The organism is Nostoc sp. (assembly GCF_035638895.1).
Classification (GTDB): Bacteria; Cyanobacteriota; Cyanobacteriia; order Cyanobacteriales; family Nostocaceae; genus Nostoc.
This window is the reverse complement of record NZ_DASQZC010000158.1, coordinates 51450-63346: the sequence shown is the minus strand read 5'-3', so window position 1 is coordinate 63346 and position 11897 is coordinate 51450. Positions and strand designations below refer to the sequence as shown.

Sequence of the window (11897 nt, the reverse complement as noted above, 5' to 3'; positions counted from 1 at the left end):
CTAGATACAAACTCAGCTAATTCTTTATTTTGGAATTTGCGTCCTGGTAAGTGGACTTTGGAAGCAAGAAGCGGGGAGATGACCGACAAGGTAAGTTTTCAGGTGGAATTAGCTAGTATTAAACCTACGCGTCGAGGATTTTCTATTAGTAATTATTAAGGAGATAGCGTAGACCCCCATAGTTGTCGGCATTATTTAGACATACTATTTGGCTTTGTTAATTAATATATTTGCTTACCGTGCCTGCTTGATAGGAATCTCAATCAAAAACTCTGTACCCTTACCGGGTGCAGAAATACACTTGATTTTTCCTTTGTGCTTCTCTACTATAATTTGGTAACTAATAGATAATCCTAAACCAGTACCTTGACCTATAGGTTTAGTAGTAAAGAAAGGGTCAAACAATCTAGTTTTAACTTTCTCAGTCATTCCTGGCCCATTATCTTTAATACTAATAATCACACACTCTTCATTCTTAACTTGAGTATGGACAATAATAGAGCTAGAGTGTTTTTTATGTTCTCCTTCTAAACACTCTGCTTCCCATTCATCTAAAGCATCAATAGCATTACTGAAAATATTCATAAATACCTGATTTAGTCCTCCTGCATAACATTCAACAAGAGGTAAACTCCCATAATCTTTGATTATTGCAATTTCTTGCTTTTTATGCTTTTCTTTAAGACGATACTGTAAAATTAATAATGTGCTATTAATTCCTTCATGAATATCAACAGCTTTCATTTCTGCTTCATCAAGACGCGAAAAGTTCCGCAAAGTTAGTACAATTTCGCGAATGCGGTCAGTGCCAATTGCCATTGAGGATAATACTTTCGGCATATCATCAACAATAAACTCTAAATCTATTTCATCAATCAGATTAATTATTTCTGGGTTGTAATTAAAATTTTGTTGCTGATACAGGTTAATTAAACTTAGTAATTGCTGACTATATTCTCTAATGTGTATCACGTTACCATAAATAAAATTCACTGGATTATTTATTTCATGAGCAACACCAGCGACTAGCTGACCTAATGAGGACATTTTTTCAGTTTGAATAAGTTGTACTTGAGCGTGTTGCAGTTCTTCCAGTGTCTGTTGCAATTGAAAATTTTTGTATTTTAATTTTGCAGTTCTCTCTGCAACTTGCATTTCCAACCTACAATTTGTTTCTTCTAAGGCGGCTTGAGCAATTTTTTTAGCTTTTAAGTATTGTTGTAATAAACGCAAGACGAAAAGCCATGCCGGAATCAGCATTATTAAACTTATAATAGATTCTAAAATTGCCCAAAATATTCTTTTGTAGTAATCATCAATTTTCTGTTGTAACTGAAGTGAGATATTACGCTTTCTTTTAGCAATACCATCAGCATAAATTTGTTTTTTGTTTTCATACTCGTGGTTGAAAAGTAGTAGTTGGGCTGTCTCTTTTTGATTTTTTTTAACTAATTCAAAAGATTCATATTCCATTGCAACTAAGCGCTGGTTAGCAGCATCAACTTTTGTGGTGTCCTCATTTTCATATACTTTAGGAGCAAGTTTAATAGATTCTTTGATAGCAATATCAAGTTTAGGTTCAAATTGTCGATACCGTTCTTCCCAAATAAAATTGCCTGTAGCAGCATTCATACGTGCTGACATTGTTAATACTTCATCAAGATAAATAATTTCATCACTCAGCGTTTGGAGTTTAAATTCATGTTTAGTAATACTATTAAAGTTATAATATGCTTCCCAGTTGAGCCAAATTTGAGGAATAAATAGGAGTAATGTCAGAAGTACTGTTACAGCTACTATTTGAGAGGGAACGAATCTCAGTTTATTAGGCAGGTGCATTTTGATAGTACTTTTTAGATATATGGTAATTAGCTATTAACCTAAATTAATACTCTTAAGCAAGTTTTATTTCATCAGTATTAATACCGAGGATGCTTCTTAAAACCCCTATAGTTTCATTTTGATAAATTTCAAAGTTCATCTCATTTATTTGTTTTATTTTAATTGTTCTGCCATACATAAAGCCTAAATTAAAATTTATTAAATCTAATGCCGAAAAATTATAAGGATATGGATATAAAAATCTAGCAAAAACTTTATAGATGAATAAATGTAGTTTATTAGTCTTCAAGTCATTACCCATTGTAAATCCAATCACAAAAGCTTCATCTTTAGGAGAAATACCTCTACCTAAAAGTATGTGAATATAATCATGATGGCGTAAACTAATTTTTCCAGGTAATGCTAATAGACTATTAGGGTTCTCTAGCAACCAAATTAGAAAAGGAATTTTTGGTTCATGTAAACTAAATACTACTGAATGTACTTATTTTAAATTCATTTGAGCTATGTCTAGTTGAAAAGCTTCATCCAAATCAAAAGCCATATCTATATTTTTAACAAAATAACTAACTTATTAATATTTGTTTTTCTTTTAATTTGTCTATATTTACTGACAAAGTTATTTTTATTTTTATAATTAAGTATAATAAAATCTATTTTTTGTGAAGTTACAGTATAATTACTTAATTTAGAGTAAGGGCAAAGGCATCTAAAGGAGGAATCATAAACTGATGAAGTGTCATTGCGATCGCTCATACAAAACTACCGCCTACTTTTGCCACAGTGTACTTCCAATCACAGACTCTCGTAAGTGAGTTCCGTATTTGCCCAGTTGGTTTCTGCCAAAAATTCCCTAAATGTAGTCAGAATTCCAGGAAATTCCTCTTCTCGTAAACGCCAGACATCGGCTTGATAACCTTGCTTGCGATACCACTGAATCAAATCGAACAGTTCCTTTTGCAGCAAGAGTAAGAAAATCCAGGCGGGTGTCTCTTTGTAGACAACTTTCATCCCCTGCGCTTGGGAGAATGCCTCTGCCATCTCAAGAGGAGTTAGCACATCGCCAGCTAGCTCAATTTCTTGACCAATATACTTGGTGGGATGTTTAATAACGTAGGCAGCAACGCGGCCCATGTCCTTCGTTGTAATTAAATGAAGGGGCTTGTTTGATTGAATGGAAAATGGGAAACTACCTTTGAGGATGGAAGGTCGCGTGTACTTCTTCCAAAACTCTTCCATAAACAAGCAGGCTCGCAACATGGTAGTCGGTAAGCCAGCTTCTTTGAGAATTTTCTCTACTTGATACTTTTGCTCTATGCGGGGGATTCCTGAATTCCTATCCGCTCCACCTGCGGAATTGTAGACAAAGTGCTTAATGTCAGCCTGTTTAGCTACTTGTGCAACTCGTCTTGCTCTCTCCACCTCTAACGGGTCAATTTTAGCGGAGTCCGCAGAAGTAGCGTGGCAGTAAACAGCCGAAATTCCTGCAAAGGCTTCTATGAGGGAGATTTCATCGTCAAGGTTGGCTTTTATCAGTTCAACTCCGGCATCGTTGAGCTTCGCAAGAGTTGGACGATTAAGGTCAATTTCTCTAGTAATGACTCGCAGGTTAGTAACTCCCTGTTCAAGAAATCCCTTAACGACATTTCCACCTGTGCCGCCAGTAACTCCGATGAGTAAGATTTTATCGGTGTTTGAGTCTGTGCGATCGCGGAAATTTGACATTCTCTCTTCTACCTGGAGTTATTTATTTAAATTAAGTTTATCCAAAGACAATAGAAGCAAACAATAATTGAAGAAAAATTCAGAATTCAGAATACATCCGTCTGGACAGAAGCTAGATGCTTGTGTTTTGTTTTGTTTTGACATTATGCTTTGTTTGTATTGATTATCTGGGTATATACAAACAGTGCTTGAGCAGCAACCTAATGTAGACAGTACAGCCTTATTTGAACAGTTGTGGGGTTTGACAAACGAACTCCGTCAGAAAATAGACGCTCGTTTTGAATTACATCCAGACCCTTCTGTAGAAAATTTACAGCAATACAGCAGTCTCGATGGCAATATGAAGGGTTCGCTTACCGCTTTTTCCGGGAAAGAAATTGATTGGCTAGTGCATTCGTGGCTAGGAAACCCTGAAAAATCAAACTTTAGCACTATGCGTCTCACCACTTGGTTGAAGTCACATATTCAGGTTCCTCATTTGGCGTTTGAGTTCGGCACACTTCCAAATGGAAATATTTTATTTTATATAGATTACATTGCCCGAACTGAGCTTTTAACCGATTTAGCATATCTCGATCGCTATTATGAGCCAGTTAATCAAACATTCTTAAAGTTACAAGAAGATTCGCGTCTCAAGGTATTTACCAGCAAAAGTGTATATATTCGTCTATTTCAATCGCCTGTTAGTCTTTGCTATACTGGCGCACCTATTTTTGAAACCCTCGAACTGACACGCACAGTTGCACACGAAACACTCGATCGCTGGCTAACTTGGGTAGATGCAGCTGAACCTGTGCCCGAAAATGCACGCACCGCTTTAGCATCTCGTGATTTGGCGCTACGCCGTACCAGTGCTGAACGTGATCCAGGTAATAAATTTGCCGCACAGATGTTTGGATCTGAATTGACAGATAAACTTGTGCGATCGCTCTGGGGTGGCAATCGAATTAGTGATTAGTCATTTGTCATTTGTCCTTAGTCCCATGCCCCATGCCCACTAATCCAGAATCCTACCGCGCTTTAGCACTGCAAGTTACCTGTCATGCAGTCAACCAAACAAGCGATCGCCACGAAGCGCGATCGCTCATGCAAAACTGCATCAACCGCCTAGCGCAACAAATTGCTGCCAGTATCGCTTTCATCGGCTTCGATTGTCGTTTAATTGTACTGCCAGAATATTTCCTCACGGGTTTCCCAATGGGAGATACCCTCGGAGGGTGGGCAGAAAAAGCTTGTATAGAAATGGCTGGTGCTGAGTATGAAGCCCTTGGTAAAATTGCCCAAAAGCATAAAATCTTTTTAGCTGGTAACGCCTACGAAGTTGACCCCAACTTTCCCGGATTGTACTTTCAAACCTGCTTTATTCTTGACCCCTCTGGCTCAATCGTCTTGCGATATCGGCGGCTAAATTCCTTATTTGCTCCCACACCTCATGATGTTTGGGATAAATATCTTGACTGCTATGGTTTAGAAGGAGTTTTCCCCGTAGCCAAAACGGAGATCGGTAATTTGGCAGCTTTAGCATCAGAAGAAATTTTGTATCCAGAAGTGGCGCGGTGTCTGGCGATGCGAGGAGCAGAGATTTTTGTCCATTCCACCTCGGAAGTATACAACAAAAACCTCACACCTAAAGACGCAGCAAAAATCACTCGTGCCGTCGAAAATCTGGCTTACGTAGTTTCAGCTAATACCGCAGGCATCGCTAATATTGCTATCCCTATTGCTTCGGCTGATGGTGGTTCTAAAATCATTGACCATCGCGGAATCGTTTTAGCAGAAACAGGTGCAGGTGAGAGCATGGCAGCATTTGCAGAGATTGATTTAGGAGCATTACGCCGCGATCGCCGCCGACCAGGGTTAAATAATTTACTTTCCCGCCAACGCTTTGAACTATACGCCGAAAGTTACCGCCAATCACACTTTTACCCAGCGAATACTATGCTGGAAGGAGAAGTAGACCGCAAACACTTCCTCCAAACGCAACAAGCCACCATTGAACGGTTAGCCAAACTGGGAATTATTTGAATTCGGGAGTGGGGAGTAGGGAAAGCAAGGGAAGAATAACTATTAATTATTGACAAATGACCAATGACAAATGACAAAAACAATAGAAGTCCGTAATCCTCGAACTGGCAAATTTGACTACGTAATTATCCCGCCGCCTCCCAGGCTGCTGGCACAGCAATGTAAGCGCACCCGCAGAGCGCAAGTTCGCTGGCAGCAATTGGGTTTAGAGGCGAGAATTGAAGCTTTACAGCAGTGGAAGCAAGCGATATTATCAGGGCGCGATCGCCTCACAGAAGCTTTGATAAATGATACAGGAAGATTATCGACCTCTGTATTAGAAATAGATTCCTTCCTCTCTAGCATCGATCGCTGGTGTAAGTTAGCGCCGGAATTGCTACAAGACTCTGCCAAAAACACAGCAATTCCATTTATCGCTTTGCAACAAACATCGGTTCCTTATCCCCTAGTTGGGGTAATTAGCCCGTGGAATTTTCCTCTATTGCTGTCAACAATTGATACCATCCCGGCATTACTGGCGGGTTGTGCTGTCATTGTTAAACCCAGTGAAATTGCTCCCCGCTTCGTAGCACCACTGAAAACAGCAATCAGCGTCGTTCCTGAATTGCGCGACGTATTAACTTTTGTTGAAGGAGCAGGCGAAACTGGATCTGCTTTGATTGAAAATGTAGATTTGGTGTGCTTTACAGGCAGTGTAGCAACAGGGCGAAAAGTAGCAGAAGCGGCTGCGAAACGGTTTATTCCGGCTTTTTTGGAATTAGGCGGAAAAGACCCTGCGATCGTTTTAGAATCAGCCAATTTAGAATTAGCAACCTCAGCAATATTGTGGGGTTCCGTCGTCAACACCGGACAGTCATGCTTATCAATTGAGCGAATTTATGTTGCTGAATCGATATTTGAAAAGTTTTACCATCAATTAGTAGCCAAAGCTTATCGCCTTCAACTAGCCTACCCTACAGTAGAAAGTGGAGAAATTGGCCCCATCATTGCCGAAAAACAAGCAGCAATTATTAGCGACCATCTCGTAGATGCAGTGGAAAAGGGAGCAGTGATTCACTGCGGCGGTGTAATTGAAGACTTAGGTGGGGGTTGGTGGTGTCGTCCCACAGTTCTCACCCAGGTTAATCATTCCATGAAAGTGATGACCGAAGAGACTTTCGGCCCCATTATGCCAATAATGTCTTTTTCTACAGTAGAGGAAGCAGTCTCTTTAGCGAACGACTCAATTTATGGATTAAGTGCTGCTGTGTTTGCCTCGGAAGCCGAAGCCTTAGAAGTTGCTCAACAGATAGATGCAGGTGCTATTAGTATCAACGATGCTGCACTTACCGCCCTGATGCACGAGGGAGAGAAAAACGCCTTCAAATTCTCCGGTATGGGAGGGTCACGCATGGGTGCAGCCGCGCTGAAACGGTTCATGCGAAAAAAAGCTATTTTGATTAAAACTAACGATACTAATGACCCTTGGTGGTTTGGGAATGGGGAGTGACAAATGCCATCATCACTATGCAACTCATTAGCTTAAGCAATGGCGTAGGCGTAGCCCGTCGTAGACATCGCTTCTGACACAGTTTCGTCTACGATAACCAAAGCATCTGGAAAAATTTTGATGTTTTGGTTCAGAACACAAGTCCATTCGTTCAGAACACGAGTCCATTCGTTCAGAACACAAGTTCATTCGTTCAGAACACAAGTTCATTCGTTCAGAACACGAGTTCATTCGTTCAGAACACGAGTTCATTCGTTCAGAACACGAGTTCATTCGTTCAGAACACGAGAGTCTTAGCAGATTTCGGGCAAGCTTGGCACGAAGCCATGACTGGGCAAACTATCTCGGTGGCTCAACTTTGGGAAGGGCTTGAAAATGACTTAACAGCCTTTCATTCAAGGTGAGTTGGTCGTCTATCGGGTTAAAATGTAAAGACAATAATTAATAATCGTATCTACTTTAACTTATACCTATTTTATGCAAATTACCCTTAACCTCGATGAATCTCTCCTTAACGAAGCCTTACAACTCACCAACTTCACTACTCAAGAAGAACTAGTGAATTTTGCTCTGCAAGAACTTGTGCGTTCACGAAGTGACTCTTCTGGAACATCACACCGCAAGAAAAACCTTTTCGACCTCGCTGGACAAATTCAGTTTACCCCAGACTTTGACCACAAAACTCTGCGCGAGACTCGTCATGCTGCTGATTGATACATCAGTTTAGATAGTCGTCTTCCGCGATCGCAACGGTCAAGTTCGCCAGCAGCTTGAAACTTTGATTGCTAATCGAGAAGTTTTACTCACCCGATTCACTCAGCTTGAATTGCTTCAAGGTAGCCTGAACGAGCAAGAATGGACTCTCCTCTCAACCTACCTCGAAACACAAAATTATATTGAACCCTCGATTGATTCTTGGCAAGCGGCTGCCCGTATTTACTATGACTTGCGCCGCCAAGGGCTTACCGTTCGCAGCCCAATCGATTGCTGCATTGCTCAAACTGCTCTGGAAAATAATTTGCTTTTGATTCACAACGATCGCGACTTTGAAACCATTGCCCAAGTAAGACGGCTCCAACACCTTCGCTTTCAACCTTAAGTGCGATCGTCGATCCCCCGCAAACCCTCCAAATAAAGTTTCAATGCTGTAGGATGAGGGCAGATAAAATTTAGAAAGTGCTGTGAGTGAAACAAGTAGCTAAGGGAGATACAGCGATCGCCACTCAACGACTGGAAATTTTGCAAGACTTTCCTTTGTTGGCATTGAATCAAGCCGTACAAAGTTTAGCTATTCAATTCCAGTCAACTGGCGATCGCAGGCGGCGGGACTGACGAAAGATATTGGTGTAGATACAGAAGAACATTAGAAGCCGACGATAAATGCGTAGGCGTAGCCCGCCGCAGGCATCGCTTGACTTTTAAGACAGTCACAGTCAAGTTCGCCAGCAGTTTCTTGTCCGATCGCTTCGCTTCTGCTGCTTTAGCGAGTAAAGTCTTTTACATAGGGTGATTGTAGGTTATGGCAGAATTCGTGAGAGTATGATTTCTGTGCAATCACCCCTCTGGTCTTCATGCCAACAAATGATTCTGAACTTCAAGCTCAAGCTCGGAAAATTCTGGATGCGATCGCCTTCATTCCCTTTGAACAATGCCAACCCTTGACGCGTGATTTTGCGACCATTCCGGCTCGTCCTGGCATCTATGCAATCAGGCACAAGACTGACGGATTGCTGTACATCGGTAAAACCAAAAGCTTGCGGGGGCGTTTCAGTGGTGGACACAAAGCTTTTTTGTGGGCGTGGCTCGATAAGTATAACGATGGAGATGTGCGAATCGCAGTGCAATTGATTTCACATTGGGAAAACCCTACGTTACTATTGGAGCTAGAAGCCATTATTTTAAGAGCTACCGAACCTCCTTACAACGTCCAAATTCCAGCCGAAGGGTAGTAAAGCGATGCAAGCAAAACTCCAAGAGCAACTTTCCCCCAATGATGCCGAAGTTATTTTAGGATGCTTACCTGAAAGAATTCGCGCCGCTCTAATTGCTCGTGCTACTGAAATTGAATATCCAATCGAAGCAGTTATTGAGATGGCGATCGCAAGTTTTATCGACACCGAGGCATTGGGTTTTGCAGATTGCAAGCCAGGACGTGGACAATAAAAGCGTAAACTGGCGATCGCAGGCGGCGCGACGGGCAAAAGATATTAGTGTGGATACAGAACATTAGAAGCCGACGATAAATGCGTAGGCGTAGCCCGCCGCAGGCATCGCTTGGAAGAAAAACGGAATTCGTTATGCTTCGCGTCAAGTTATGCCAGCGATGATTAAAGCCATCTTTGACAACCTTCCCCACTCCCCACTCATAATATGCGAACATAATTAAGTTGTAGCTGACTACCTGCACAGAGATTTAAAATGGATACCATTGCGATCGCTGTTGTGAATCGCCCAGTACATGCCACGGTAGAGATTCCTGTTTCTAAAAGTATTACCAATCGGGCATTAATCGTCGCAGACTTAGCGCCAAGTGACTCGATTTTAGAAAATGCCTTATAACTGGCATTTGCTGTCACTGGCTTAAAGGTTCCAGGCATTGTAATCAAAGACCGTGGTTGTACAGCGAAAACTTTTCCCGATTACTTTACTTGCTTTTTCCAAATGTTAGAACAATAAAAGGTGAATTGCAATGTCAAATATTCGAGAAGGAATGCCCGTGCTTGCCCGTCATGAAGGAGATTGGGTAGGGACTTATACATTAGTTGATACAACAGGAAAAATCCTTGACAGTTATGAGTCTCACTTAACTTGTCAATTTCCAGAAAATGGCCCTCATCCCTACTACCAAATTAATCGTTATAAATGGTCTGATGGTAAACAAGAAGAACATGAATTTCCAGGAAGCTATAAAGATAATAAGCTGTGGTTTGACACCGATCGCATCCAAGGTAAAGCCTGGGAAGCCGATGATTCGATTGTGATTTTGTGGTTTAGTTATAAAACAAACCCAGAAATGAGCTTATACGAAATGATCTATATTAGTCCTGACAATAACAATCGTGCCCGCACTTGGCATTGGTTTAAGAACAACAAAATTTTTCAACGCACCTTAATTCAAGAAGAACGAGTAAGATAGTAATTTCTTCGCTCAGAGATAATCACTCATTATTCTCCAGTCCGCGCAGGCAAACTACCCTGCGGCTTCGCTGAAAGCGTTCTCGTAAGAGTAGCCGCAAAGCGTCTATGTTTGTGTAGCGACGATTTCCAGCGCTTAGGCTTTCATCTCAAATTTCAACTTAGTAAGGTAGACGCATGGCAAAAGGTGACAAAATAAACTTTTCTACTCCTAGTGGTTTCCCAGAATTTCTTCCTAGTGAAAAGCGTCTAGAATTATATTTGCTAGATATCATCCGTAGAGTTTTTGAAAGCTACGGATTTACGCCCATTGAAACACCTGCTGTAGAACGTTTAGAAGTGCTGCAAGCTAAAGGAAATCAAGGCGACAATATCATTTATGGTATTGACCCCATCCTGCCACCAAATCGACAAGCCGAGAGAGATAAATCGGGTGAAACCGGTTCAGAAGCAAGAGCTTTAAAATTTGATCAAACAGTTCCTTTAGCAGCGTATATTGCCCGTCACCTGAATGAGTTAACCTTTCCCTTTGCCCGCTACCAAATGGATGTAGTTTTTCGGGGTGAACGAGCAAAAGATGGGCGTTTTCGTCAGTTCCGCCAGTGTGATATTGATGTAGTTGCTCGTCGTGAACTCAGCTTGCTCTATGATGCTCAGATGCCTGCAATTATCACTGAGATATTTGAAGCGATAAATATTGGTGATTTTTTGATTCGCATTAATAACCGTAAAGTTCTCACAGGTTTTTTTAAGTCAGTAGGAATTACTGAAGATAAAATTAAATCGTGTATTAGTATTGTTGATAATTTAGAAAAAATTGGTGAAACTAAAGTAAAACAAGAATTAGAAAAAGAGGGTGTTTCAGGAGAACAAACCCAAAAAATTATTGATTTTATTAAAATAGATGGTTCTGTTGATGAAGTATTAGATAAACTTAAGTATCTTGCCCAAAATTTATCAGAAACCGAGCAATTAAACCTGGGAGTTAGCGAATTAGAAACGGTAATTGCAGGCGTGCGTAATCTCGGAGTTGCCGAAAATCGTTTCTGTATTGATTTATCCATTGCCCGTGGTCTTGATTATTATACTGGTACAGTTTACGAAACAACCTTATTAGGTCATGAGGCTTTAGGTAGTATCTGTTCTGGCGGTAGATATGAAGAATTAGTTGGGGTATTTTTGGGTGAAAAAATGCCTGGTGTAGGTATTTCTATAGGATTAACTCGCTTAATTAGTCGCTTGTTAAAAGCTGGTATTCTTAGTACTTTAGCTGCTACACCAGCCCAAGTGATGGTAGTAAATATGCAAGAAGATTTAATGCCAACTTATTTAAAAGTTTCGCAACATCTGCGTCAGGCTGGAATTAATGTGATCACTAACTTTGATAAGCGTCCCTTGGGTAAACAATTTCAGCTAGCTGACAAACAAGGAATTCAATTTTGTGTAATTATCGGTTCTGAAGAAGCAGCAGCACAAAAGTCATCGCTGAAAGATTTGAAAACAGGTGAGCAAGTAGAAGTGCTACTAGTAGATTTGGCTGAAGAAGTTAAAAGAAGGCTTGCCTAATAAACGTTGATAATAATATAAACTGCAAAAATTTAAATCCACGCTCTTAAGTGCGATCGCAATACACTTCACCAAAACTATGATCAGCATGAATCTCAATTACTAGATCAATAAT

The 11897-nt window shown here is 40.6% G+C and carries 14 protein-coding genes; 11 read left to right on the top strand and 3 right to left on the bottom strand.

Translation table 11 applies throughout. The annotated features are described in order from the left end of the window. Nucleotides 1-234 precede the first annotated feature (234 nt). The 3 genes from VE944_RS07955 to VE944_RS07945 form a co-directional block, all read right to left on the bottom strand. Nucleotides 235-1839, bottom strand: a complete 1605-nt coding sequence (locus tag VE944_RS07955) for a sensor histidine kinase (protein ID WP_324974820.1) — start codon at nucleotides 1837-1839, stop codon at nucleotides 235-237. 55 nt (nucleotides 1840-1894) lie between these two features. Continuing rightward, complete coding sequence (locus VE944_RS07950; RefSeq protein ID WP_324974817.1) at nucleotides 1895-2272, bottom strand: hypothetical protein; 378 nt, start codon at nucleotides 2270-2272, stop codon at nucleotides 1895-1897. 365 nt (nucleotides 2273-2637) lie between these two features. Beyond that, nucleotides 2638-3567, bottom strand: coding sequence for an NmrA family NAD(P)-binding protein (locus VE944_RS07945; RefSeq protein ID WP_324974814.1), 930 nt, complete (start codon nucleotides 3565-3567; stop codon nucleotides 2638-2640). Nucleotides 3568-3751: 184 nt separating this feature from the next. Here VE944_RS07945 and VE944_RS07940 point away from each other — a divergent pair, with 184 nt between their 5' ends. From VE944_RS07940 to hisS, 11 genes are all read left to right on the top strand, one after another. Next, complete coding sequence (locus VE944_RS07940; RefSeq protein WP_324974811.1) at nucleotides 3752-4525, top strand: red chlorophyll catabolite reductase; 774 nt, start codon at nucleotides 3752-3754, stop codon at nucleotides 4523-4525. Nucleotides 4526-4557: 32 nt separating this feature from the next. Then, nucleotides 4558-5592 carry a nitrilase-related carbon-nitrogen hydrolase gene (locus tag VE944_RS07935; RefSeq protein ID WP_324974808.1) on the top strand — a complete coding sequence of 345 codons (1035 nt, stop codon included), beginning with the start codon at nucleotides 4558-4560 and terminating at the stop codon, nucleotides 5590-5592. A 70-nt stretch (nucleotides 5593-5662) separates the two neighbouring features. After that, nucleotides 5663-7081, top strand: a complete 1419-nt coding sequence (locus VE944_RS07930; RefSeq protein WP_324974804.1) for an aldehyde dehydrogenase family protein — start codon at nucleotides 5663-5665, stop codon at nucleotides 7079-7081. Between the two features lie 477 nt (nucleotides 7082-7558). Further along, nucleotides 7559-7795: a type II toxin-antitoxin system VapB family antitoxin gene (locus VE944_RS07925; protein ID WP_190727741.1), complete on the top strand. Its 237-nt coding sequence runs from the start codon at nucleotides 7559-7561 to the stop codon at nucleotides 7793-7795. A gap of 13 nt (nucleotides 7796-7808) precedes the next feature. Further along, nucleotides 7809-8180: a type II toxin-antitoxin system VapC family toxin gene (gene vapC, locus VE944_RS07920; protein ID WP_324974829.1), complete on the top strand. Its 372-nt coding sequence runs from the start codon at nucleotides 7809-7811 to the stop codon at nucleotides 8178-8180. Between the two features lie 86 nt (nucleotides 8181-8266). Next, the gene (locus VE944_RS07915; RefSeq protein ID WP_324974799.1) at nucleotides 8267-8413 is read left to right on the top strand and encodes a PIN domain-containing protein; all 147 of its coding nucleotides are present in this window, start codon (nucleotides 8267-8269) and stop codon (nucleotides 8411-8413) included. 239 nt (nucleotides 8414-8652) lie between these two features. After that, on the top strand, nucleotides 8653-9030 hold the full coding sequence (locus tag VE944_RS07910; RefSeq protein WP_324974796.1) for a GIY-YIG nuclease family protein: 378 nt from the start codon (nucleotides 8653-8655) through the stop codon (nucleotides 9028-9030). A gap of 7 nt (nucleotides 9031-9037) precedes the next feature. Further along, on the top strand, nucleotides 9038-9244 hold the full coding sequence (locus VE944_RS07905) for a hypothetical protein (RefSeq protein WP_324974793.1): 207 nt from the start codon (nucleotides 9038-9040) through the stop codon (nucleotides 9242-9244). A 255-nt stretch (nucleotides 9245-9499) separates the two neighbouring features. Then, complete coding sequence (locus tag VE944_RS07900; protein ID WP_324974790.1) at nucleotides 9500-9640, top strand: hypothetical protein; 141 nt, start codon at nucleotides 9500-9502, stop codon at nucleotides 9638-9640. 130 nt (nucleotides 9641-9770) lie between these two features. Beyond that, nucleotides 9771-10217, top strand: coding sequence for a DUF3598 family protein (locus tag VE944_RS07895; protein WP_324974788.1), 447 nt, complete (start codon nucleotides 9771-9773; stop codon nucleotides 10215-10217). A 176-nt stretch (nucleotides 10218-10393) separates the two neighbouring features. Beyond that, complete coding sequence (gene hisS / locus VE944_RS07890) at nucleotides 10394-11782, top strand: histidine--tRNA ligase (protein WP_324974784.1); 1389 nt, start codon at nucleotides 10394-10396, stop codon at nucleotides 11780-11782. The last annotated feature ends 115 nt before the right edge of the window (nucleotides 11783-11897 follow it).